This window comes from Pseudescherichia sp. AS216 (genome assembly GCF_037152055.1).
GTDB lineage: Bacteria > Pseudomonadota > Gammaproteobacteria > Enterobacterales > Enterobacteriaceae > Pseudescherichia.
In genome coordinates this window covers 1,024,740-1,046,537 of the sequence record NZ_JBBCMV010000001.1, presented here as the reverse complement: position 1 = coordinate 1,046,537, position 21,798 = coordinate 1,024,740, and the positions used below count along the sequence as shown (strand labels likewise).

General features: G+C 56.5%; 25 protein-coding genes. 17 read left to right on the top strand and 8 right to left on the bottom strand.

Annotation, left to right across the window (positions count from 1 at the left end; all coding sequences use genetic code 11):
* Nucleotides 1-100 precede the first annotated feature (100 nt).
* From blr to dtpA, 10 genes are all read left to right on the top strand, one after another.
* Complete coding sequence (gene blr / locus WFN61_RS05150; protein WP_042393736.1) at nucleotides 101-226, top strand: division septum protein Blr; 126 nt, start codon at nucleotides 101-103, stop codon at nucleotides 224-226.
* A gap of 148 nt (nucleotides 227-374) precedes the next feature.
* Nucleotides 375-827 (top strand): DUF2569 domain-containing protein, encoded by a 453-nt coding sequence (locus tag WFN61_RS05145; RefSeq protein WP_144811807.1) that lies wholly within the window; start codon nucleotides 375-377, stop codon nucleotides 825-827.
* A gap of 78 nt (nucleotides 828-905) precedes the next feature.
* On the top strand, nucleotides 906-1,487 hold the full coding sequence (gene rsxA / locus WFN61_RS05140; RefSeq protein WP_042393740.1) for an electron transport complex subunit RsxA: 582 nt from the start codon (nucleotides 906-908) through the stop codon (nucleotides 1,485-1,487).
* Nucleotides 1,487-2,065: an electron transport complex subunit RsxB gene (gene rsxB / locus WFN61_RS05135; protein ID WP_042393745.1), complete on the top strand. Its 579-nt coding sequence runs from the start codon at nucleotides 1,487-1,489 to the stop codon at nucleotides 2,063-2,065. Before rsxA ends, rsxB begins: the two co-directional genes overlap by 1 nt.
* The gene (gene rsxC / locus WFN61_RS05130) at nucleotides 2,058-4,043 is read left to right on the top strand and encodes an electron transport complex subunit RsxC (RefSeq protein ID WP_337038013.1); all 1,986 of its coding nucleotides are present in this window, start codon (nucleotides 2,058-2,060) and stop codon (nucleotides 4,041-4,043) included. Before rsxB ends, rsxC begins: the two co-directional genes overlap by 8 nt.
* Nucleotides 4,044-5,093: an electron transport complex subunit RsxD gene (gene rsxD, locus WFN61_RS05125; RefSeq protein WP_144811812.1), complete on the top strand. Its 1,050-nt coding sequence runs from the start codon at nucleotides 4,044-4,046 to the stop codon at nucleotides 5,091-5,093.
* Nucleotides 5,094-5,102: 9 nt separating this feature from the next.
* Nucleotides 5,103-5,723, top strand: a complete 621-nt coding sequence (gene rsxG / locus WFN61_RS05120) for an electron transport complex subunit RsxG (RefSeq protein ID WP_144811815.1) — start codon at nucleotides 5,103-5,105, stop codon at nucleotides 5,721-5,723.
* Nucleotides 5,724-5,726: 3 nt separating this feature from the next.
* The gene (locus tag WFN61_RS05115) at nucleotides 5,727-6,443 is read left to right on the top strand and encodes an electron transport complex subunit E (protein WP_144811818.1); all 717 of its coding nucleotides are present in this window, start codon (nucleotides 5,727-5,729) and stop codon (nucleotides 6,441-6,443) included.
* Nucleotides 6,443-7,078 carry an endonuclease III gene (gene nth / locus WFN61_RS05110; RefSeq protein ID WP_312177001.1) on the top strand — a complete coding sequence of 212 codons (636 nt, stop codon included), beginning with the start codon at nucleotides 6,443-6,445 and terminating at the stop codon, nucleotides 7,076-7,078. Before WFN61_RS05115 ends, nth begins: the two co-directional genes overlap by 1 nt.
* Before the next feature lie 570 nt (nucleotides 7,079-7,648).
* Complete coding sequence (gene dtpA / locus WFN61_RS05105; protein ID WP_144811823.1) at nucleotides 7,649-9,154, top strand: dipeptide/tripeptide permease DtpA; 1,506 nt, start codon at nucleotides 7,649-7,651, stop codon at nucleotides 9,152-9,154.
* A 178-nt stretch (nucleotides 9,155-9,332) separates the two neighbouring features.
* Here the strand turns inward: dtpA and tyrS are convergent, their stop codons facing one another.
* The 4 genes from tyrS to anmK all read right to left on the bottom strand — a co-directional run bounded on the left by tyrS (nucleotide 9,333) and on the right by anmK (nucleotide 13,031).
* Nucleotides 9,333-10,607, bottom strand: a complete 1,275-nt coding sequence (gene tyrS, locus WFN61_RS05100) for a tyrosine--tRNA ligase (protein WP_144811827.1) — start codon at nucleotides 10,605-10,607, stop codon at nucleotides 9,333-9,335.
* A 125-nt stretch (nucleotides 10,608-10,732) separates the two neighbouring features.
* Complete coding sequence (gene pdxH, locus WFN61_RS05095; protein WP_222890398.1) at nucleotides 10,733-11,428, bottom strand: pyridoxamine 5'-phosphate oxidase; 696 nt, start codon at nucleotides 11,426-11,428, stop codon at nucleotides 10,733-10,735.
* Nucleotides 11,429-11,485: 57 nt separating this feature from the next.
* Nucleotides 11,486-11,812, bottom strand: coding sequence for a C-type lysozyme inhibitor (gene mliC, locus WFN61_RS05090; protein ID WP_144811835.1), 327 nt, complete (start codon nucleotides 11,810-11,812; stop codon nucleotides 11,486-11,488).
* Nucleotides 11,813-11,906: 94 nt separating this feature from the next.
* Nucleotides 11,907-13,031, bottom strand: coding sequence for an anhydro-N-acetylmuramic acid kinase (anmK, locus tag WFN61_RS05085; RefSeq protein ID WP_337038004.1), 1,125 nt, complete (start codon nucleotides 13,029-13,031; stop codon nucleotides 11,907-11,909).
* A gap of 271 nt (nucleotides 13,032-13,302) precedes the next feature.
* Here anmK and slyB point away from each other — a divergent pair, with 271 nt between their 5' ends.
* A complete protein-coding gene (slyB, locus tag WFN61_RS05080; RefSeq protein ID WP_042393782.1) occupies nucleotides 13,303-13,770 on the top strand; it encodes an outer membrane lipoprotein SlyB in 468 nt (155 codons plus the stop codon).
* A gap of 103 nt (nucleotides 13,771-13,873) precedes the next feature.
* On the opposite strand, the gene slyA is transcribed toward slyB, so the two are convergent.
* Nucleotides 13,874-14,314 (bottom strand): transcriptional regulator SlyA, encoded by a 441-nt coding sequence (slyA, locus tag WFN61_RS05075; protein WP_286172063.1) that lies wholly within the window; start codon nucleotides 14,312-14,314, stop codon nucleotides 13,874-13,876.
* 190 nt (nucleotides 14,315-14,504) lie between these two features.
* Between slyA and WFN61_RS05070 the strand changes: the two genes are divergently transcribed.
* Genes WFN61_RS05070 through WFN61_RS05060 form a run of 3 tightly spaced genes read left to right on the top strand, consistent with a single transcriptional unit; the run spans nucleotide 14,505 to nucleotide 17,616 of the window.
* Entirely contained in the window at nucleotides 14,505-14,741 is a 237-nt protein-coding gene (locus tag WFN61_RS05070; RefSeq protein ID WP_144811843.1) for a DUF1656 domain-containing protein, read from the top strand.
* Between the two features lie 2 nt (nucleotides 14,742-14,743).
* On the top strand, nucleotides 14,744-15,604 hold the full coding sequence (locus tag WFN61_RS05065) for an HlyD family secretion protein (protein WP_337038002.1): 861 nt from the start codon (nucleotides 14,744-14,746) through the stop codon (nucleotides 15,602-15,604).
* The gene (locus WFN61_RS05060; protein ID WP_436880837.1) at nucleotides 15,604-17,616 is read left to right on the top strand and encodes an FUSC family protein; all 2,013 of its coding nucleotides are present in this window, start codon (nucleotides 15,604-15,606) and stop codon (nucleotides 17,614-17,616) included. Before WFN61_RS05065 ends, WFN61_RS05060 begins: the two co-directional genes overlap by 1 nt.
* Here WFN61_RS05060 and sodC read toward each other — a convergent pair whose 3' ends face one another.
* The 3 genes from sodC to WFN61_RS05045 form a co-directional block, all read right to left on the bottom strand.
* Nucleotides 17,617-18,138, bottom strand: coding sequence for a superoxide dismutase [Cu-Zn] SodC (gene sodC, locus WFN61_RS05055; protein ID WP_144811850.1), 522 nt, complete (start codon nucleotides 18,136-18,138; stop codon nucleotides 17,617-17,619).
* Nucleotides 18,139-18,218: 80 nt separating this feature from the next.
* Nucleotides 18,219-19,115, bottom strand: coding sequence for an aldo/keto reductase (locus WFN61_RS05050; protein WP_312235485.1), 897 nt, complete (start codon nucleotides 19,113-19,115; stop codon nucleotides 18,219-18,221).
* Between the two features lie 54 nt (nucleotides 19,116-19,169).
* Nucleotides 19,170-19,409 carry a DUF1289 domain-containing protein gene (locus WFN61_RS05045; RefSeq protein WP_042393803.1) on the bottom strand — a complete coding sequence of 80 codons (240 nt, stop codon included), beginning with the start codon at nucleotides 19,407-19,409 and terminating at the stop codon, nucleotides 19,170-19,172.
* 100 nt (nucleotides 19,410-19,509) lie between these two features.
* Here WFN61_RS05045 and WFN61_RS05040 point away from each other — a divergent pair, with 100 nt between their 5' ends.
* The 3 genes from WFN61_RS05040 to gloA all read left to right on the top strand — a co-directional run bounded on the left by WFN61_RS05040 (nucleotide 19,510) and on the right by gloA (nucleotide 21,757).
* A complete protein-coding gene (locus WFN61_RS05040) occupies nucleotides 19,510-20,106 on the top strand; it encodes a TetR/AcrR family transcriptional regulator (protein WP_257757424.1) in 597 nt (198 codons plus the stop codon).
* Nucleotides 20,107-20,160: 54 nt separating this feature from the next.
* Nucleotides 20,161-21,255 (top strand): alkene reductase, encoded by a 1,095-nt coding sequence (locus WFN61_RS05035; protein WP_144811858.1) that lies wholly within the window; start codon nucleotides 20,161-20,163, stop codon nucleotides 21,253-21,255.
* A gap of 94 nt (nucleotides 21,256-21,349) precedes the next feature.
* Nucleotides 21,350-21,757: a lactoylglutathione lyase gene (gene gloA, locus WFN61_RS05030; protein WP_144811861.1), complete on the top strand. Its 408-nt coding sequence runs from the start codon at nucleotides 21,350-21,352 to the stop codon at nucleotides 21,755-21,757.
* Nucleotides 21,758-21,798 lie beyond the last annotated feature (41 nt).

Below are 21,798 nucleotides of genomic sequence, written 5' to 3'. Positions count from 1 at the left end.
AATAGGCCGAAAATATGGTTTGTTACTTGCTGAGGCTTTTTTGCGTCGATACTATGCCATTTCTATATACAGGGAGAAATAGAAAAGTATGTCTGGAATAATGAACCGAATCATTGAATTAGCTGGGTGGGTTGTGCTTGGCGTGAGTGCCATACTGCTGGGGGTTGCCAGCCATATTGATAACTACCAGCCGCCGGAACCTGCCGCTACCGTTCAGGCAAAATAGTGTCCACCCGCGTTATTCTTAAACGCTTGCCGCTGCGCTCATTTGTCGCCGAGTGCGGTAGGAAATAGCGCGGGTAGCATTCGCTGTATAATGCTTTATACTCTCGCCCTGCAAAAGAGACTGAGCCACGCCAGGGGGAGATAACAATATGACCGCAACGCCTGCTGAACGCCCCGCTGAACGCATCGGAGGATGGTTGCTGGCCCCGCTCGCGTGGCTGCTGGTCTCCTTGCTGGGAACGCTGCTGGTGGTAGCACGCTTTGTTGCTGTGCTGCTGACGCCTGAGATGGCCGCCGTACTGAATGGCCAAATCGCCGGAGATAAAGCGCTGTGGTATACCTCGTTTATCTTTGCTGTCGCCATGGGCGGTTACACCCTGTGGCTGACTGTCGCGTTCTTTAAACGCCGTCGGCTGGTGCCGAAGCACTATATTATCTGGCTGCTGGTCACCATTCTGCTCGCGCTGAAGGCGTTTGCGTTTTCGCCGGTGTCGGATACCCTGGCGCTGCGCCAGCTGCTGTTTCCGCTGCTGGCTGCCGCCCTGATCGTGCCCTATTTCAAGCGATCGCAGCGGGTCAAGAAGACCTTCGTAAACCCGTAAATAACCCTATTCGTTGTACTGTTGTCGCCCGAATCGATTTATCCGATAATAGGCGGCTACTTTTTTTCAGGCTGAATAATGACTGATTACCTGTTGCTGTTTGTCGGAACCGTACTGGTTAACAACTTCGTGCTGGTTAAGTTCCTGGGCCTCTGTCCGTTTATGGGGGTCTCCAAAAAGCTGGAGACTGCTATGGGGATGGGGCTGGCGACGACCTTTGTGCTCACGCTGGCCTCTATTTGCGCATGGCTGATCGACACCTTTGTTCTTATTCCGCTCGATCTCATCTATCTGCGCACCCTGGCCTTTATTCTGGTTATCGCCGTCGTGGTGCAGTTCACCGAGATGGTGGTCCGCAAAACCAGCCCGGCGCTCTATCGCCTGCTGGGGATCTTCCTGCCGCTCATCACCACTAACTGTGCGGTGCTGGGCGTGGCGCTGTTGAATATCAACCTCGGCCATAACTTTTTACAGTCGGCGCTCTACGGTTTTTCCGCTGCCGTCGGCTTCTCGCTGGTGATGGTTCTGTTTGCCGCTATTCGCGAACGTCTGGCGGTGGCGGATGTACCGGCACCGTTTCGCGGTAACGCCATCGCGCTGATTACCGCGGGTTTAATGTCTCTGGCCTTTATGGGCTTTAGTGGTCTGGTGAAGCTGTAATGTCTGCTATCTGGATAGCCATTGCGGCCCTGAGCGTGCTCGGGCTGATCTTTGGCCTGATTCTCGGCTACGCCTCGCGCCGTTTTGCGGTGGAGGACGATCCGGTCGTCGAAAAAATTGATAATCTGCTGCCGCAAAGCCAGTGCGGCCAGTGCGGCTACCCCGGCTGTCGCCCCTATGCCGAGGCCGTAGGCAGCCAGGGCGAGAAGATCAACCGCTGTGCGCCTGGCGGCGAAGCGGTAATGCTTAAAATCGCCACGCTGTTAAACGTCGACCCGCAGCCAATTGGTGACGATGCCGAAGCCGCTGAGCCGGTACGTATGCTGGCGGTCATTGATGAACCAAACTGCATTGGCTGCACCAAGTGCATCCAGGCCTGTCCGGTTGACGCCATTGTCGGTGCCACCCGCGCCATGCACACGGTCATCAGCGATCTCTGCACCGGCTGTAATCTCTGTGTTGCTCCGTGCCCGACGCAGTGTATCGACCTGCGTCCTGTCGCGACAACGACTGAAAGCTGGAAATGGGATCTGCAAACCATTCCGGTACGCATTATTCCAGTGGAACAACATGCTTAAGTTATTCTCCGCGTTTAAAAAAGATAAGCTCTGGGATTTCAACGGTGGCATCCATCCGCCGGAGATGAAAACTCAGTCAAACGGTACGCCTCTGCGCCAGCTTCCGCTGGCGGGACGTTTCGTCATTCCTTTGAAGCAGCATATCGGCGCTGAGGGCGAGCTGTGTGTGGCCGTGGGCGATCGCGTTCTGCGCGGCCAGCCGCTGACCCACGGTCGCGGACGTATGCTGCCGGTACACGCCCCCACCTCGGGGACGGTAGTGGAGATCGCCCCCCACTCAACCGCGCATCCGTCGGCGCTGGCCGAGCTGAGCGTCATTATTGATGCTGACGGCGAAGATCGCTGGATTGAGCGCGACGGCTGGAGCGACTATCGCTCCCGTTCCCGTGCCGAACTGATTGAACGTATCCACCAGTTTGGCGTAGCGGGCCTTGGCGGTGCAGGCTTCCCGACCGGTAATAAACTGCTGGGCGGCGGGGATAAAATCGAAACCCTCATCATTAACGCCGCAGAGTGCGAGCCTTATATCACCGCTGACGATCGCCTGATGCAGGACTGCGCCGCGCAGATCGTCGAGGGCATCCGTATCCTTGCGCATATTCTTCAGCCGCGCCAGGTGCTAATCGGCATTGAAGATAACAAACCGCAGGCTATCTCAATGCTGCGTGCGGTGCTGGCCAATGCGCATGACATCATGCTACGTGTGATCCCCACTAAATACCCCTCCGGCGGCGCAAAACAGCTCACGCAGATCCTCACCGGCAAGCAGGTTCCCCACGGCGGCCGTTCGTCGGACATCGGCGTGCTGATGCAAAACGTAGGGACCGCCTTTGCCGTTAAACGGGCGGTCATTGATGGCGAACCCCTGACCGAGCGCGTCGTGACCCTGACCGGCGAAGCCGTTGCGCAGCCGGGTAACGTCTGGGCGCGCCTGGGCACGCCAGTGCGCCACCTGCTTGATGCAGCCGGTTTTTGCCCCTCCGGCGAGCAGCTGGTAATTATGGGCGGGCCGCTGATGGGCTTTACCCTGCCGTGGCTGGACGTGCCGGTGGTCAAAATTACTAACTGCCTGCTGGCCCCATCGGCCAGCGAAATGGGCGAAACCCAGGAAGAGAAAGGCTGCATTCGCTGCAGTGCCTGCGCCGATGCCTGCCCGGCGGATCTGCTCCCGCAGCAGCTCTACTGGTTCAGTAAAGGTCAGCAGCACGATAAAGCTACCGCCCACAATCTGGCGGACTGCATCGAGTGCGGGGCCTGCGCCTGGGTCTGCCCAAGCAATATTCCGCTGGTGCAGTATTTTCGCCAGGAGAAGGCCGAGATCTACGCTATCGCCCAGGAAGAGAAGCGCGCCGCCGAGGCGAAAATCCGTTTTGAAGCGCGTCAGGCCCGTCTGGAGCGCGAGAAAGCGGCACGACTTGAGCGTCATAAGAAGTCCGCTGCCCAACCCGCTGCCAAAGATAAGGATGCGGTGAATGCCGCCCTGGCCCGCGTACGTGAGAAACAGCAGCGCGCCGCCCAGCCAGTGGTGGTTCAGGCCGGTGCCGAGCCGGACAATAGCGCAGTGATTGCCGCTCGCGAAGCCCGCAAGGCCGAGGCCCGCGCGCGTCAGGCAGAGAAAGCCCAACAGCCAGCCGCAGAGACGGCAGCCGAGCCCGTCGACCCGCGTAAAGCCGCCGTCGAGGCCGCTATCGCCCGTGCGAAAGCGCGTAAAGCGGCCCAGACAGCCGCTCCGGAAGCTGCACCTGAACCCGCAGCCGTAGAGCCGGACACCGCGGTTGACCCGCGTAAAGCCGCCGTCGACGCTGCCATCGCCCGCGCAAAAGCGCGTAAAGCACAGCAGCAGGCTGCCGAGAAGGTCGTCAATAAAATAGTAGATACCCCAGCGGCCAATGACGATCCGCGTAAAGCGGCCGTCGCTGCGGCAATTGCCAGGGCTCAGGCTAAAAAAGCCGCAAAACAGGCCGTTAACGAGGAATAGATGGTTTTTCGAATCGCAAGCTCCCCCTATACGCATAATCAGCGCCAGACATCACGGATTATGATGTTGGTTCTGCTCGCGGCCCTGCCCGGTATCGCCGTGCAGACGTGGTTCTTTGGCTGGGGAACGCTGGTGCAGATCGTACTGGCAGGCGTCAGCGCCCTCGTCGCCGAAGGGTTAGTCCTTACGCTGCGTAAACAAAATGCAGGTGCCATCCTCAGGGATAACTCTGCCCTGCTTACCGGCCTGCTGCTGGCGATCAGTATTCCGCCGTTCGCCCCCTGGTGGATGGTGGTTCTGGGTACCGTTTTTGCCGTGATTATTGCCAAGCAGCTCTACGGCGGCCTTGGACATAACCCCTTTAACCCGGCGATGATCGGTTACGTGGTACTGCTGATCTCCTTCCCGGTGCAGATGACGAGCTGGCTACCGCCGCATGAGATTGCCGCCAACGTGCCTGGCTTTATGGACGCGCTGCAGGTTATTTTTACCGGCCACGCGGGCGGTGCCAACATGGATACCCTGCGGATGGGCATCGACGGGGTTAGCCAGGCCACCCCGCTGGACACCTTTAAAACGTCGCTGCATGCAGGCCACAGCGTTGACCAGATTATGCAGTACCCCATCTACAGCGGCATGCTGGCGGGCGCAGGCTGGCAGTGGGTCAACCTTGCCTATCTACTCGGCGGGGTGTTCCTACTGGGGAAAGGTGCTATCCGCTGGCATATTCCGGTTAGCTTCCTTGTGACGCTGGCCTTCTGCGCCACGCTGGGCTGGCTGTTCTCGCCCGAGAGCCTCGCCTCGCCGGTGCTGCATCTCTTCTCTGGCGCGACCATGCTGGGGGCATTCTTTATCCTCACCGATCCGGTCACCGCCTCGACGACCAACAAAGGCCGCCTGATCTTTGGCGCATTGACCGGGGTGCTGGTGTGGCTGATCCGCAGCTTTGGCGGCTACCCGGACGGCGTGGCATTTGCGGTGCTGCTGGCGAATATCACCGTGCCGTTAATTGACTACTACACGCGTCCGCGCGCGTATGGCCATCGCTGAGGAGCAGCCATGTTAAAGACGATGCAGAAACACGGCGTAACGCTGGCCCTTTTCGCCGCCTGCTCTACCGGCCTGACGGCGGCCATCGCCCAGCTGACCAAATCGACCATTGCCGAACAGGCTGCGATTCAGCAGAAGGCGCTGTTTGACCAGGTGGTACCGGACAATATCTATAATAACGATCTTAGCCAGAGCTGTTTTCTGGTTAACGCCCCGGAGCTGGGCAAGGGCGAAAGGCGGATCTATATCGCCCGCCAGGATGACAAGCCCGTGGCGGCGGTGCTGGAAACCACGGCCCCGGACGGGTACTCCGGCGCTATTCAGCTGCTGGTTGGCGCGGATTTTAACGGCACGGTGCTGGGGACGCGGGTCACAGAGCATCATGAGACGCCGGGCCTGGGCGACAAGATCGAACTGCGCCTCTCCAACTGGATCACCTCCTTCAGCGGCAAGACCATTGCCGGTGCGTCTGACAGCCACTGGGCGGTGAAGAAGGACGGCGGCGATTTTGACCAGTTTACCGGCGCGACGATCACCCCCAGGGCGGTAGTGAATGCCGTTAAGCGAGCTGGCCTGTATGCACAAACCCTACCCGCCCAGCTTAATTCCTTACCCTCATGCGGAGAGTAGACCATGAGCGAAATTAAAGACGTTATTGTTCAGGGGCTGTGGAAAAATAACTCGGCGCTGGTACAGCTGCTGGGGATGTGTCCACTGCTGGCAGTAACTTCTACCGCCACTAACGCCCTGGGCCTCGGGCTAGCGACGACGCTGGTGCTGACCTTAACTAACCTGACCATCTCCGCCCTACGCCGCTGGACGCCCTCGGAGATCCGTATTCCGATCTACGTCATGATCATCGCTTCGGTGGTGAGCGCGGTGCAGATGCTGATCAACGCCTATGCCTTTGGTCTCTATCAGTCGCTGGGGATCTTTATCCCGCTGATCGTCACCAACTGCATCGTGGTAGGTCGTGCCGAAGCCTTTGCAGCGAAAAAAGGTCCGGCACTCTCGGCCCTGGACGGCTTTTCCATCGGCATGGGGGCCACCTGCGCCATGTTCGTACTCGGCTCCCTGCGCGAAGTGCTGGGTAACGGCACGCTGTTTGACGGCGCGGATGGTCTGCTGGGCAGCTGGGCGAAGGTGTTACGCATTGAGGTGTTTCATACCGATTCGCCCTTCCTGCTGGCGATGCTCCCTCCAGGCGCGTTTATTGGCTTGGGCATGATGCTGGCAGTGAAGTACCTGATCGATGAGCGGACTAAAAAACGCCAGGCGGCAGCAGTCGTAGCTTCACCTGCCGTCGATACCGCTAATGTAGACACCCCTGCCACGCCCGGGAAGGCCTGATGAACAAAGTAAAACGCCTGGAGATTTTGACCCGTCTTCGGGATAACAACCCGCACCCCACCACCGAGCTGAACTTTAACTCGCCGTTTGAGCTGCTGATTGCGGTTCTGCTCTCGGCCCAGGCCACCGACGTCAGCGTCAATAAGGCAACGGCAAAGCTCTACCCTGTGGCCAACACGCCAGAGGCGATGCTCTCCCTTGGCGTGGAGGGGGTGAAGTCCTATATCAAAACCATCGGCCTGTTTAACAGCAAGGCCGAGAACGTCATTAAAACCTGCCGGATCCTACTGGAGCAGCACGGCGGCGAGGTGCCAGAGGATCGCGCCGCGCTAGAGGCTCTGCCCGGCGTTGGACGCAAGACCGCCAACGTGGTACTGAACACCGCCTTTGGCTGGCCGACTATTGCTGTCGATACGCATATTTTTCGCGTCTGTAATCGAACGCAGTTCGCCCCGGGTAAGAACGTTGAGCAAGTGGAAGAGAAGCTGCTGAAGGTCGTACCGACGGAGTTCAAGGTTGACTGCCACCACTGGCTGATCCTGCATGGCCGCTATACCTGCATCGCCCGTAAACCCCGCTGCGGCTCCTGCATTATCGAGGATCTGTGTGAGTACCGTGACAAAGTTTACGCGTAGTTTACTCCCTCGCTGATTTTCTTTCTTATAACCCCAGCTTATGTTTTCACGCGCCTGCAAAGCGTGATAAAACTCGGCTGGTTATTACTTTTTAAGGTTAATCGTTTTTTTAATACAAAAAATTTCTATACATTTGTGATAGAGATCACTTCACCTGCCATAGGTTAAAAAAATGTTTCAATGATTAGCCTGACACCTGTACCAGACTGCATCCCGTAAGCAATCAGCGGTAGATTAAACCACTGTTTTTAGCAATAGCGGGCCATTACGCTGCTTATAGCGTAAAATAGCAGAACATATCGCCAGACACCCTGACGCGGCGGTTTTATTTAGTGGAAAAAACTATCAAACTGCTAAAGCCGAAATTTAACGCTGAATAACATTCTTCCAACTGGCGCTTTATACCGACCCGTTTATATGTAACAGATTATTACAAAGGTATTGCCTCAGCGTGCTGGATAGGGAACATTACCCGCCGTTTCCCCTCCCTTATAACTATAAGCTCGATGGATTCTGGCCATTGCGCACTGAACACCCCCGTTAATATGGGATGTAAAAAAAGAGGTATATGTGTCGACTGCAAACAACAAACCAACTGAGAGCGTCAGCCTGAACGCTTTCAAACAGCCCAAGGCGTTTTACCTGATCTTCTCCATTGAACTGTGGGAGCGTTTCGGTTTCTACGGACTGCAAGGGATCATGGCGGTATATCTGGTGAAACAGCTGGGTATGTCGGAATCCGACTCGATTACGCTGTTCTCCTCCTTCAGCGCCCTGGTATATGGCCTGGTGGCCATCGGCGGCTGGCTGGGTGATAAGATCCTCGGTACCAAACGCGTGATCCTGCTGGGGGCGATTGTGCTGGCTATCGGCTATGCGCTGGTAGCCTGGTCCGGCCATGATGCGGCTGTTGTCTATATGGGTATGGCGACCATTGCGGTAGGTAACGGCCTGTTCAAGGCGAACCCCTCTTCGCTGCTCTCTACCTGCTATGCGAAAGACGATCCGCGTCTTGATGGCGCTTTCACCATGTACTACATGTCCATCAACATCGGCTCGTTCTTCTCTATGCTGGCGACCCCATGGCTGGCGGCGAAGTTTGGCTGGAGCGTGGCCTTCTCGCTGAGCGTGGTCGGAATGCTGATCACCGTCGTCAACTTTTTATTCTGTAAGCGCTGGGTTAAACAGTACGGATCGAAACCCGACTTCGAACCGCTGCGCGTCGGTAGCCTGCTGGCCACCATCGCTGGCGTTGTCGTCCTGATCGCTGCTGCAACCTGGCTGCTGCACAACCAGGGTATCGCCCGTATGGTACTGGCGGTTGTAGCGCTGGGTATCGTGATCATCTTTGCCAAAGAGACCTTCTCGATGCATGGCGCGGCGCGTCGTAAGATGATCGTGGCCTTCATTCTGATGCTGCAGGCGATTGTGTTCTTCGTTCTCTATAGCCAGATGCCGACCTCACTGAACTTCTTTGCTATTCGCAACGTTGAGCACTCTATTCTGGGTATCGCCTTCGAGCCAGAGCAGTACCAGGCCCTGAACCCGTTCTGGATCATTATTGGTAGCCCGATTCTGGCCGCTATCTATACCAAGATGGGCGACACGCTGCCGATGCCGTTTAAGTTCGCCTTCGGGATGGTGCTCTGCTCAGCCGCGTTCCTGATCCTGCCGCTGGGGGCTAAATTTGCCAGCGACGCCGGGATCGTCTCTGTGAGCTGGCTGATCGCGAGCTACGCCTTCCAGAGCATCGGTGAACTGATGATCTCCGGCCTTGGTCTGGCGATGGTAGCCCAGCTGGTTCCACAGCGTCTGATGGGCTTTATCATGGGTAGTTGGTTCCTGACCACCGCCGGGGCAAACCTGATTGCGGGCTACGTGGCTAACATGATGGCTATCCCGGAAAATGTGACCGATCCGCTGATGTCACTGGACATCTATGGCCGCGTGTTCCTGCAGATTGGTATGGTGACTGCCGTTATTGCGGTGCTGATGCTGCTCACCGCATCAAAGCTGAACCGCATGACGCAGATGGATGAGAAAGAGTTAGCCGAGTCTCAAACAGCCTCCGCGTAACGGTACTGGGAAACGCAAGCCAACAAAAAAGCCGCTGAGAAATCAGCGGCTTTTTTTATTGATGCTGCAACGCCGGGCGCGACGATGCATCTTTTTTCCGGATAGCGAGGATATTCTTCATTTTCTTACCCGGACATAAAAATAAGGGAGTGATTTCTCACTCCCTGTGTTTAGTGCATTACTTCCAGCAGATCAGACAGTAATTTTTCTTACCACGACGCAGCAGCGTATAGCGCCCAAACAGGCGGTCGCTGTCGGTAAAGGTATATTCTGCGTCGGACTGTTTTTCACCGTTGACGGTGACCGCGTTAGAGGCGATGGTCTTGCGAGCCTGGCCACGAGACGGCTGAAGATCAGAATCCACCAGCGCCTGCATCAGATCCGCGCCCTTCTCCATTTCAACCATCGGCACGCCATCCTGGGCCAGCTGCTCGAAGTCAGCCTCGCTCAGATCGCTCAGGGTACCGTTGAACAGGCTGGCGGTGATGCGTTTCGCCGCCTCCAGCCCCTCTTCGCCGTGTACCAGACGGGTCACCTGCTCAGCCAGCACGTACTGGGCGCGCGGCGCTTTACCACTGTTCTTATCTTCCTCTTCCAGAGCGTTGATCTCCGCGATATCCATAAAGGTAAAGAACTTCAGGAAGCGGTAAACGTCAGCATCGGCAGTGTTGATCCAGAACTGGTAGAACTTATACGGGCTGGTTTTCTTCGGATCCAGCCAGACCGCGCCACCCTCGGTTTTACCAAACTTAGTGCCGTCGGCTTTGGTGATCAGCGGAACGGTCAGACCAAAGACCTGGTTCTGATGCAGACGACGGGTCAAGTCGATACCGGAGGTGATGTTACCCCACTGATCGGAACCGCCAATCTGCAGTGCCACGCCGTGCAGCTCGTTCAGGCAGGCAAAATCGTAGCCCTGCAGCAGGTTATAGGAGAACTCGGTAAAAGAGATACCCTGATCGTCACGGTTCAGACGCTGCTTCACCGCCTCTTTGTTGATCATCTGGTTTACAGAGAAGTGCTTCCCGATATCGCGCAGGAAGGTCAGCACGTTCATGCCGCCAAACCAGTCGTAGTTGTTTGCCGCGATGGCCGAGTTGTCACCGCAGTCAAAGTCGAGGAAAGGCGCAACCTGTTTGCGGATCTTATCCACCCACTCCTGGACAGTGTCTTCCGTGTTAAGTTTACGCTCGGCGGCTTTAAAGCTCGGATCGCCAATCAGGCCCGTTGCGCCACCCACCAGCGCCACAGGCTTATGGCCTGCCTGCTGGAAGCGTTTCAGGCATAACAATGGAACCAGATGCCCCAAATGCAAGCTGTCAGCGGTGGGATCGAAGCCGCAATAGAGCGCGATCGGGCCTTGCGCCAGTCGCTCTGCTAACGCATTTTCGTCCGTCACCTGGGCCACGAGCCCCCGCTCTTGCAATTGTTTAATCAAGTTACCGCTTGCCATCAAATTCTCCATGTATCTAACGCTGCACCTCTGCCGGTACACGACTTTTCGCTCGTTACGAAAGAGGGATAGAATAAAGCGCAGGAACCCGGAGTACCAGCGCTTAAATCAACATTTTTCAGCCATTAAGGCGCGAGACGATCGATTTTCCAGCCGCTGTTTTCACGCTGGTATAAAAAACGATCGTGAAGGCGGTGCTGCCCCCCCTGCCAGAACTCCATCTGATCGATGCTGACACGGAATCCGCCCCAGAAGCTCGGCAGCGGGACTTCGCCCTGCTGAAACTTCTGCTTAAGCTCAAGGAACTTGCTTTCGAGGACTCCACGGGCAGAGATGCGGCTGGACTGCTGCGAGACCCATGCGCCAATCTGGCTGTCGCGAGGGCGGCTGTGGAAATACTTCACGACTTCCAGCGTCGAAAGACGCTCTGCTTTGCCAATGACCATCACCTGGCGCTCCAGCATGTGCCAGGGAAACAGCAGGCTGATCTGCGGGTTATTTTCAATATGGTGCGCCTTGCGGCTGCCGAGGTTGGTATAGAACACCAGCCCCTTTTCATCATAGTGTTTGAGCAGAACGATACGCTGGTAAGGCTGCCCCTTCTCATCCACCGTCGCCACCACCATCGCCGTAGGATCGGCAAGACGGGCCTCGCAGGCCTGGGCAAGCCAGCGTTCAAAAAGGTCTAGCGGCTGGGCAGGAAGATCGGTGCGGCGCAGGCCGCCTTTGATGTACTCGCGACGCAGGTGCGCAATGTGCTGCAGCTCGCTGTTATTGGCATCATTGTTGGCTGAGGTGTTGTCTGAATTGTTGTCTGACATGGCGTTCGCTACGTAAAGATTCAGGTGGCGCTATTGTGCGCCGCCTGTGTAAAAATCTCAACGCTGCGGGGTTTGTAGCTGGCAGTTATTCAAGATAATGCGATCGTGCTTGTAAACCGTGGCGTTATCCCCTTTAGACCAGAAGACGTAGATTCCGTCGGTGTAGCGCGCGCCAGAGGCGGAAAGGCCCTGCTGCAACGTCAGCGGCGTATCTTCCAGCATGAAGCTGACCTCCTGACGGGTCTGGTTGAGCTTAACCGTCAACGGTTTTTCATCATCGCACTGGTAGGTCAGCGTGTCGGTGTGCATACGCTCCATAAACTGGTTGTAGGTCGTACATCCGGCAAGCATTACGGGTAATAAAGCAATCAATAATCTTTTCATGATCCGTCCTAAAACATATCCCGGGGCAGATCGTATCACGACTCTGCCCCTGCTTTGTTTTAGTCTAACGTCTCGTTACAAAACAGAATTTAGGTTATGTCTGATTATGCCGTGGATTCGCGGGAAAGATGGCCCCAAGCACGCTGGGCTGCGCGGCGCCGGTCACGGAGGGAAGATTTCCGGGCAGACCGGCGATGGTTCGCCACGCCAGCCAGGCAAAGGCCAGCGCTTCCATATCGTCCCCGCTGATGCCCGCTTCGTCGGTGGTGCCTACCTCAATGCCCGGCAGCAGGCTAGCGAGTCGCGCCACCACCAGCGGATTTCGCCCCCCGCCGCCGCAGACCAGCAGACGCTCGCAGCCGCCGCTCAACAGCACCTGCTCGGCAATGCTGACTGCCGTCAGCTCTGCCAGGGTCGCCTGCACATCGCTGCCTGAGAGCCCTGGGAAATGGGCGAGCTGACGCTCCAGCCAGCCGTAGTTAAAGTACTCCCGTCCGGTGCTTTTCGGTGCCGGGCGGGCAAACCACGGATCGCTGAGCATCTGCTGCAACAGCGGCCGGATGACGTTACCCGCCCTTGCCCACCGGGCGTCCTTATCGTAGGGCTGCCCCTTCTGCCGCCAGATCCACGCATCCATCAGCATATTACCTGGACCGGTGTCGTACCCCCTAACCGGCTGGCCAGGAAAGAGCAGAGAGAGATTGGCAATGCCGCCAATGTTGAGCACCATGCGCCGCTCTACCGGATGCGCCAGCAGCGCCTGATGGAAAGCAGGCACCAGCGGTGCACCCTGCCCGCCGAGGGCAATATCCCGGCGGCGAAAATCGCCCACGACCGTAATTCCGGTGCGGGCGACGATCTGATTATTGTCGCCAATCTGTAGCGTATGCGGCGCGTCGCCCAAGGGCTCATGCCAGACGGTCTGGCCGTGGCAGCCGATGGCGACAATCTCCTGTGGTCGCAGGTTCTCCTGTTTCAGCAGCGCCATTACGGCATCGGCAAACAGTTTGCCCAGCCGGCTGTCCAGCTGTCCCAGCTGAGAGAGCGTCAGCTGTTGACCCTGACAGATAGCGAGTATGGCCTCTTTCAGCGACACGGGAATAGGCCAGCTCAGGCTTGCCTGCTGCGCCACCATGCGATCGTCAATTGCTGCGAGGACAACATCTACCCCATCCAGGCTGGTGCCTGACATGACGCCAATATAGCGACCCGATTTCATATGCCGTCCTTATCTGTCTGCGTGGCTTGAGTTCACGACACCACCTTAAAGCGGTTGCCCCGGATCTGTGTAGCGCTATTTTGATTTTTCAGTCCGAATTTGTACCGGTATGGTTGTCCATTTTTGGCTTGTTTAAGTAAAGTTAAGCTCTGCAACCGTACTATTTTCGCATTGTTTTGGCGGAAGGTGTGACCTGTTATCTTTAAATGCCATATAATTTAAAGATGACGGATGCTCGTCCGAGCGTTTTAGGTGAACAGGAGATTCATAGATGATTTTACGTACACTGGCAGTTTCCCTGATTGGTTTCACTCTGGCAGGCTGTGCGAATGACAGCACCTTGTCAGGGGACGTTTACAGCGCATCCGAAGCTAAACAGGTGCAAAATGTCACTTACGGTACCATTGTCAATGTGCGACAGGTGCAGATTCAGGGCGGGGATGACAATAACGTCATTGGTGCGTTGGGCGGTGCGGTACTGGGTGGTTTCCTCGGTAACACCGTAGGCGGCGGCGCAGGCCGTTCGCTGGCTACCGCCGCAGGTGCCGTAGCAGGTGGCGTGGCCGGTCAAGGCGTACAGGGCGCGGTAAATAAAAGCCAGGGTGTAGAGCTGGAGATCCGCAAAGACGACGGTAACACCATTATGGTGGTGCAGAAACAGGGTAATACCCGCTTCGCGGCTGGCCAGCGTGTGGTTATGGCAAGCAACGGCAGCCAGGTCACTGTCTCTCCACGCTAACTATTCTCAAGGGGTCGCTGTCGCGGCCCTTTCTTTTGCTATCGACTACTATCAAAACGCCCCGCCATAAAAAAGCCCTGCTTTCGCAAGGCCCTTGTCAGCGTTAGTCACGCGCTTGTAACTCAATAATATTATGCTCAAGTCGACCCACCAGACTGATGAGCTGCTCCAGCTCGCTGGCAGAGATACCGGCGAGGATCTCCCCCCGGGTTTTATTGATAACGGACTCCATCTCATCAATGATCGGAGCGGCCTTCTCGGTGAGCTTGATACGTTTTGCACGACGGTCGCTGGCGCAGGTCTGACGAGAGATCAGCCCCTTCTCTTCCAGCTGGTCCAGCGTACGCACCAACGACGGCTGTTCAATGCCGATCGCTTTTGCCAGTTGAATTTGCGACTGTTCGGGCGGCAGCTGATGGATATTATGCAGCGTTACCCAGTGTGTCTGCGTCAATTCCAGAGGTTTTAGGCGATGGTCAATCAATGCACGCCAGATACGTACTAAACGTGCCAGATCAGAACCCAATGGCGATTCCAATTTCATCTCCTTATAATTAGCTTGCTAAGTTATTATGCTGATTTTAGAATAGTGTGCAATATTTATATTTTCAAAACAAACGTCTTGCCTGTTTTACTTATAGCTGACGCGATCAGCTTAGAGCAGAAAAGGAGTGCGTTGGCGAGATTTTGCTAAACCTATAAACAATGATAGTTAATGCAAAGGACTACGATTTGTGACGTTTACGCTTAATGCAACAGGATTGCCCTTACAGGATCTGGTGATCGGCGCATCGCTCTATTTCCCTCCCTTTTTCAAGGCGTTCGCCTGCGGTTTCATTATCTGGCTCGTGGCACATCGTCTGTTGCGCGACTGGATCTATTCGGGGGAAATATGGCATCCCCTGCTGATGGATCTGTCGATCTTTACGCTTTGCGTCTCTCTGAGTTTCGTATTGCTGGTTGCGTGGTGAATATGTCGCTTAAAACAATTAAATATTTTTCAACAGTTGCGATCGCCGTCGTCGCGGTGCTGGCAGGGTGGTGGGTGTGGAGCTACTACATGCAGTCCCCATGGACCCGCGACGGCAAAGTCCGCGCGGAGCAGGTAAGTATAACGCCCCAGGTTTCCGGTAGCATAACCCGACTCACGATTAAAGATAATCAGTTCGTCAACGCTGGCGACCTGCTGCTGACCATTGACAGAACGCCTTTTAACATAGCGATTCTTAATGCGCAAGCCGAGCTGGCTAAAGCGCGATCGGACCTCGCAAAAGCCACCAACGAAGCCAGCCGCCGCCAGCATTTGTCGCGCAACTATATCTCCGCCGAAGATATGGATACTGCCAATCTGAACGTTAAAGCGGCCAAGTCTACCGTTGAAGCGGCCGAAGCGGCTTTGAAAAACGCGCAGTGGCAGCTTGAGCAAACCGACGTTCGCGCTCCGGTGGCAGGCTGGGTAACCAATCTTTCGACCCGCACAGGTGACTACGCTACTACAGGCAAGCCCTTGTTTGCTCTCGTCGATAGCCACTCGTTTTATGTTATGGGTTATTTTGAAGAGACAAAACTGCGCCATATTCGCGAAGGCGCACCGGCCGTTATTACGCTGTATAGCAGCAACGTTAAGTTACAGGGTCACGTATCCAGCATTGGGCGGGCTATCTACGATCAAAGCGTAGAGAGCGATTCGGGCCTGGTACCTGACATCAAGCCCAATGTTCCCTGGGTACGCCTGGCTCAACGCGTGCCGGTGCGCATAGCGTTTGACTCACTGCCCCAGGATATCACGCTGATTTCCGGTACGACGTGCAGCGTTGCAATTGGTCAGCCCTAATGGATGTGTCGTCGTTGAGCTGGCGCAATACCCCCTGGTTTAAGGCGACCAGCGGGCAATGGCGATATGCATTGCGTAACGCCACTGCCATGTGCCTTGCCTTAACGCTCGCCTACTGCTTTAACCTGGATGAGCCATACTGGGCGATGACCTCCGCTGCCGTGGTGAGCTTTCCAACGGTGGGCGGCGTCATCAGTAAAAGCCTCGGGCGTATTGCTGGCAGTCTGTTAGGCGCTACGGCGGCGCTGATCATCGCCGGTAATACCTTAAACGAACCGTGGTTTTTCATGGTCAGCATGGCGGCCTGGCTCGGCCTGTGTACCTGGGCCTGCGCATACTTTACGAATAACGTCGCTTACGCTTTTCAGCTGTCAGGCTATACCGCTGCCATTATTGCCTTCCCGACCGTTAATCTCATTGATACCGTCCAGCTGTGGGATATCGCGCAGGCCCGCGTTTGCGAGGTGGTGTTGGGGATACTTTGCGGCGGAGTGATGATGATGATCCTGCCCAGCACCTCGGATGGCACCACCCTGCTCACTGCGCTGAAAAACATGCATACTCGCTTACTGGAACACGCCGGTCTGCTCTGGCAGCCTGAAACCAACGATGCCATTCGTTCCGCGCATGAGGGGGTCATCAACCAGATCCTGACGATGAATTTGCTACGCATCCAGGCGTTCTGGAGTCATTACCGCTTTCGTCGTCAGAATGCCCTGCTCAACGCCCTGCTGCACCACCAGCTACGGCTGACCAGCGTTATTTCCAGCCTTCGCCGTCTGCTGTTGAACTGGCCCAGCCCGCCGCCCCAGACCCGTGACATCGTTGAACAGCTGCTCTCTGCGCTCGCCACTCCTCGTGTGGATGCTTACCGCATCGCATGCATTATCGCCCCGCTGCGTCCCCACGACGATAGCGACTATCACCACCTCGCCTTCTGGCAACGGTTACGCTATTTCTGCACGCTTTATCTGCAAAGTAGCCGCTGGCTGCGAGCGCTGGAAAACGGCACGCCCGTCTCGTTGCACGCTGCCAGATATCGCCATGGCCTGGCGCGTCATACCGATAGCATGGAAGCCTTATGGAGCGGTACGCGGACCTTCTGTACGTTAATGATGGTGGGGGCATGGAGTATTGGCACGCAGTGGGAGTCCGGTGCGAGTGCGCTATCGCTGGCGGCGATTAGCTGCGTACTCTATTCCATCGTCGCCACGCCGTTTAAATCCCTCACTTTACTGATGCGTACCCTCGTGCTGCTGTCGTTATTCAGCTTTGGGGTGAAATTCGGCCTGATGGTGCAAATAACCGATCTCTGGCAATTCTTACTGTTTCTTTTTCCACTGCTGATAACCATGCAGTTACTGAAACTGCAAATGACAACGCTGGCGGGATTATGGGGGCAGCTGATTGTTTTTATGGGATCGTTTATCGCCGTAACCAATCCGCCGGTATACGACTTTACTGATTTTCTTAATGATAACTCGGCAAAAATCGTCGGGGTGGCGCTCTCCTGGCTGGCGTTCGCTATATTGCGCCCCGGCTCGGACGCCCGGAAAAGCCGCCGCCGTATACGCGCCATGCGTCGCGACTTTGTCGATCAGCTCAGCCAGCGCCCCTTGCAGAGTGAATATGAGTTTGAATCGCTGGCGTATCATCACATCAGTCAGCTCAGCAACAGTCAGGATGCGCTGGCGCGCCGCTGGCTTTTACGTTGGGGGGTAGTGCTGCTCAACTGCTCGCATGTGGTATGGCAGCTTCGCGAATGGGAAACCCGCTCCGATCCCCTTTCCCGGGTCAGAGACATTTGCATTGCACAGTTACGCGATGTGATGAGCGAGCGAGGAGTTAACCAACGTCAATTGGCCAACACGTTACAGCAGCTACAGCGTAGCTGCGACACCTTATCGCACCACCATCAACCCGCGGCCCGAGAGCTGGCGGCGCTTATTTGGCGGCTACAGATCTCACTGTCGCAGCTTGTACAAGCGCCACCGCCGGGGATGCTAACCTAATTAGTTAATCACGCCACAGGCGTAGCGTGCCCCGCCACCGCCTAACGGCTCTGGTTTGTCGGAGTAGTTGTCGCCACCGACGTGGATCATCAGGGCTCTGTTTTTCACCTCATCCAGCTTCTTCAGTCGCGGTGAAACCACAGGCTGGGTGGCTTTACCGTCGTTATTGACCTGAAGTACCGGCAGATCTCCCGTATGACCGGCACCTTCTGGCCCTTCATGTTTACCCGTCGTGTGCGGATCGAGGTGCCCACCGGCCGCTTCAGCCGCCGAGGCCTTACCCTCTTTCATGGCAGGCTCACAGCTCCCCTTGGCGTGAACGTGAAAACCGTGATCGCCAGGCGGGAGCGCTTTAAGATCGGGCGCAAATTCCAGTCCCTTATCCGTTTCGGTAATTTTCACCGTCCCGATGGACTGCCCCACGCCCTGTGAAGTGACAAGGTTCATTTCAACCTCTTCACTGGCAGCCTGCGCACCGGTGCAGGCTAACAGTGTTAATACGGCCAGGCTTAATCGCTTCATATGCTCTCCGGTTATTTGCTGTTATCCCTGAAGTTTAAACCAGAGATGCAGATAACACCGGAGAATCAGATAATCAGCTATCAGGGTACGTCGTACCCCAGCGCGGCTTTGCGGATGCGGAACCACTGTTGGCGGGTAAGCGTGAGCGCCTCAGCGGCAATGGCCGCACGCACGCGCTCGATTTTGCCGGAGCCGATAATCGGCAGCGGCTTCGACGGCAGCGCCATTATCCAGGCATAGACCACCTGTTCAATGGTTTCTGCGTTGATCTCCTGAGCGACCTGAGCCAGCTCGTCGCGCAGCGGCTGGAAAGCCTCATCGCTAAATAACCGCCCACCGCCAAGGCAGGACCATGCCATGGGACGAATGCGCAGTTGCTGCAGCTGGTCGAGCGTGCCGTCAAGCAGCAGCGGCTGGTAAACCGGGGAGATCTCAACCTGATTCGTCGCGAGGGTGAAGGGCAGGCGCGACTGCAATAGCGCAAACTGTGCCGGCGTGAAGTTAGAGACGCCGAAGTGGCGCACCTTGCCGCTCTGGTGGAGCTGAAGAAACGCCTCGGCAATTTCGTCGGCATCCATCAGCGGATCGGGACGGTGGATAAGGAGCAGATCGAGGCGATCGGTCGCCAGGTTTGCCAGGGACTGCTCGGCGCTGTGAATAATATGCTGCTTATCGGTGATGTAGTGGCCGATAACGTGCTCTGGACGCGCGGTGGTGGCAATGCCACATTTTGAGACCACTTCCATACGCTCGCGCAGGTGCGGAGCCAGCTTAAGCGCCTCGCCAAAGGCGGCCTCGCACTGATAGCCGCCGTAGATATCGGCGTGATCGACCGTGGTGACCCCGAGATCCAGATGTGCCTCAATAAAGCTGACCAGCTGGCGTGGGGACATGTTCCACTCCATCAGACGCCAGTAGCCCATGACAAAACGGGAGAACTCTGGCCCCTGAGGGGCGAGGGTAATACGCTGAACCATAACCGCTTCCTTTCTTTGCAAAGAGATAGGCAAAGAGTATACGGAAAACGGCGCTTAAAACAGTGAGGGCTGCTGCGGTTCTTCGCCTGCCGGCTGGCTACCTGCACGCTTTTTACGCAGGGCTCGCTGATGGCAGAGACGTAAAACGTTCTGCTTTTCGCTATCGCTCATGCGCTGCCAGTTAAAGCGCTCATCCCGGCTGCGCAGGCAGCCCCGGCAGTAGCCCTGCTCGTCGGTCTGACAGATTCCCCGGCATGGGCTTACAATGGGGAAAAACTCCAGCTGTTCCGGCACGTCCTTCCTCCTGTTAACGATCAATAGTAACTATTGAAGACGCCCTCAGGCCAGAAAGCAACCCTTGCATTAGACCGAATGGTCTATTACAGTGAGCATTATGAACAGAGATACCGAACATGATACCCGTGAACATTTGCTGGCAACCGGCGAACAGCTCTGCATGCATCGAGGGTTTACCGGCATGGGTCTCAGCGAGCTATTGAAAACGGCAGAAGTGCCGAAGGGCTCGTTTTATCACTACTTTCGCTCAAAAGAGGCGTTTGGCGTGGCCATGCTTGAGCGTCACTATGTTGGCTACCACCAGCGGCTGGCGCACCACTTTGCTCACGGCAACGGTAACTACCGCGATCGGCTGATCGCCTATTTCCAGGAGACGCTGAATCAATTCTCGCAGAAGGGGATCATTAGCGGTTGCCTGACGGTGAAGCTTTCAGCTGAGGTATGCGATCTCTCTGAAGATATGCGCAGCGCAATGGACAGAGGCGCAAGCCGGGTTATCGCCCTGCTGGCCGAGGCGCTGGAGAACGGGCGTCGTTCCCGCTGCCTGGCATTTGAAGGCGATGCCCTGACCCAGGGGCAGGTACTCTATGCCCTGTGGCTGGGAGCCAATTTACAGGCTAAGATTTCCCGCAGTGCCCTACCGCTAGAGAGCGCGGTGGCACATGCTAAAACAATACTTATCACGCCTGAGTAACGCAGGCGTTTTATTTGACCTTTAACTAGTCGACCGGTCTATTCAGGAGATGTTATGTCGAACAAACTGTTTACCCCGCTGAAAGTGGGTGCGATTACTGCGGCGAACCGCGTTTTTATGGCTCCACTGACGCGTCTGCGCAGCATTGAGCCAGGCGATATCCCTACTCCGCTGATGGGTGAATACTACCGTCAGCGCGCCAGCGCCGGGTTAATCATCAGCGAGGCAACGCAGATCTCTGCTCAGGCTAAAGGCTATGCCGGTGCCCCTGGCCTGCACAGCCCTGAGCAGGTTGCGGCGTGGAAAAAGATCACCGACGGCGTTCACGCTGAAAATGGCCACATGGCTGTGCAGCTCTGGCATACCGGCCGTATCTCTCACGCCAGCATCCAGCCGGGCGGCAATGCCCCGGTGGCTCCGTCTGCCATTAACGCCGGGACCCGCACCTCGCTGCGTGACGAGAACGGTAACGCTATTCGCGTCGATACCTCTACGCCTCGCGCGCTGGACATCAGTGAGATCCCGGGCATCGTTGACGATTTCCGCAAGGCCGTCGCTAACGCGCGCGAAGCAGGATTCGACCTGGTAGAGCTGCACTCTGCTCACGGCTACCTGCTGCACCAGTTCCTCTCTCCGTCCGCAAACCACCGCACCGACGAGTACGGCGGCAGCGTTGAGAACCGCGCCCGTCTGGTGCTGGAAGTGGTCGACGCCGTAAGCAAAGAGTGGAGCGCAGAGCGTATCGGCATCCGTCTCTCCCCGATCGGTACGTTCCAGAACACTGACAATGGCGATAACGAAGAGGCGGATGCGCTCTACCTGATCGAAGAGTTAGCTAAGCGCGGCATTGCCTACCTGCACCTTTCCGAGCCGGACTGGGCCGGTGGCCAGCCCTATACCGATGCGTTCCGTGAAAAAGTGCGTGCGCGTTTCCACGGCCCGATCGTGGGCGCCGGTGCCTATACCCCGGAAAAAGCGGAAAACCTGATTGCCAAAGGGCTGATCGATGCGGTGGCCTTTGGTCGCGACTACATCGCTAACCCGGACCTGGTAGAGCGTCTGCAGCGCAAAGCCGAGTTGAACCCGCAGCGCCCGGAGAGTTTCTACGGCGGCGACGCGGAAGGCTACACCGACTACCCGACGCTGTAACCGTCACTGGCATTGATAGCGGCAGGGATCCGCCGCTATACTAAAATAGACTTTATGACTTAAATGCCTGAGCAAAAAAACGAAAGAGGATATTATGCGCTTACTTCACACCATGCTGCGCGTTGGCGACCTGCAACGTTCCATTGAGTTTTATACCAAGGTTCTGGGCATGCAGCTGCTGCGCACCAGCGAAAACACCGAATACAAGTACTCGCTGGCCTTCGTGGGTTACGGCCCGGAGAGCGATGAAGCGGTGATTGAGCTGACCTACAACTGGGGCGTGGATAGCTACGATCTGGGCAACGCCTATGGTCATATCGCTCTGAGCGTAGAAAACGCAGCTGAAGCCTGCGAGCGCATTCGTCAGAACGGTGGCAACGTGACACGCGAAGCCGGTCCGGTTAAGGGCGGCACCACCGTTATTGCGTTTGTTGAAGATCCAGACGGTTATAAAATCGAGCTAATCGAAGAGAAAGACGCGGGCCGCGGCCTGGGTAACTGATCCCTGCGGGCGCACTCTGCGCCCGTTGTTTTATCTGCGCT

Excerpts from the sequence above, each read along its gene's own strand:
- blr (WP_042393736.1), top strand. The coding sequence starts at position 101 with ATGAACCGAATCATTGAATTAGCTGGGTGGGTTGTGCTTGGCGTGAGT.
- WFN61_RS05145 (WP_144811807.1), top strand. The coding sequence starts at position 375 with ATGACCGCAACGCCTGCTGAACGCCCCGCTGAACGCATCGGAGGATGG.
- rsxA (WP_042393740.1), top strand. The coding sequence starts at position 906 with ATGACTGATTACCTGTTGCTGTTTGTCGGAACCGTACTGGTTAACAAC.
- rsxB (WP_042393745.1), top strand. The coding sequence starts at position 1,487 with ATGTCTGCTATCTGGATAGCCATTGCGGCCCTGAGCGTGCTCGGGCTG.
- rsxC (WP_337038013.1), top strand. The coding sequence starts at position 2,058 with ATGCTTAAGTTATTCTCCGCGTTTAAAAAAGATAAGCTCTGGGATTTC.
- rsxD (WP_144811812.1), top strand. The coding sequence starts at position 4,044 with ATGGTTTTTCGAATCGCAAGCTCCCCCTATACGCATAATCAGCGCCAG.
- rsxG (WP_144811815.1), top strand. The coding sequence starts at position 5,103 with ATGTTAAAGACGATGCAGAAACACGGCGTAACGCTGGCCCTTTTCGCC.
- WFN61_RS05115 (WP_144811818.1), top strand. The coding sequence starts at position 5,727 with ATGAGCGAAATTAAAGACGTTATTGTTCAGGGGCTGTGGAAAAATAAC.
- nth (WP_312177001.1), top strand. The coding sequence starts at position 6,443 with ATGAACAAAGTAAAACGCCTGGAGATTTTGACCCGTCTTCGGGATAAC.
- tyrS (WP_144811827.1), bottom strand. The coding sequence starts at position 10,607 with ATGGCAAGCGGTAACTTGATTAAACAATTGCAAGAGCGGGGGCTCGTG.
- pdxH (WP_222890398.1), bottom strand. The coding sequence starts at position 11,428 with ATGTCAGACAACAATTCAGACAACACCTCAGCCAACAATGATGCCAAT.
- mliC (WP_144811835.1), bottom strand. The coding sequence starts at position 11,812 with ATGAAAAGATTATTGATTGCTTTATTACCCGTAATGCTTGCCGGATGT.
- anmK (WP_337038004.1), bottom strand. The coding sequence starts at position 13,031 with ATGAAATCGGGTCGCTATATTGGCGTCATGTCAGGCACCAGCCTGGAT.
- slyB (WP_042393782.1), top strand. The coding sequence starts at position 13,303 with ATGATTTTACGTACACTGGCAGTTTCCCTGATTGGTTTCACTCTGGCA.
- slyA (WP_286172063.1), bottom strand. The coding sequence starts at position 14,314 with ATGAAATTGGAATCGCCATTGGGTTCTGATCTGGCACGTTTAGTACGT.
- WFN61_RS05065 (WP_337038002.1), top strand. The coding sequence starts at position 14,744 with ATGTCGCTTAAAACAATTAAATATTTTTCAACAGTTGCGATCGCCGTC.
- WFN61_RS05060 (WP_436880837.1), top strand. The coding sequence starts at position 15,604 with ATGGATGTGTCGTCGTTGAGCTGGCGCAATACCCCCTGGTTTAAGGCG.
- sodC (WP_144811850.1), bottom strand. The coding sequence starts at position 18,138 with ATGAAGCGATTAAGCCTGGCCGTATTAACACTGTTAGCCTGCACCGGT.
- WFN61_RS05050 (WP_312235485.1), bottom strand. The coding sequence starts at position 19,115 with ATGGTTCAGCGTATTACCCTCGCCCCTCAGGGGCCAGAGTTCTCCCGT.
- WFN61_RS05040 (WP_257757424.1), top strand. The coding sequence starts at position 19,510 with ATGAACAGAGATACCGAACATGATACCCGTGAACATTTGCTGGCAACC.
- WFN61_RS05035 (WP_144811858.1), top strand. The coding sequence starts at position 20,161 with ATGTCGAACAAACTGTTTACCCCGCTGAAAGTGGGTGCGATTACTGCG.
- gloA (WP_144811861.1), top strand. The coding sequence starts at position 21,350 with ATGCGCTTACTTCACACCATGCTGCGCGTTGGCGACCTGCAACGTTCC.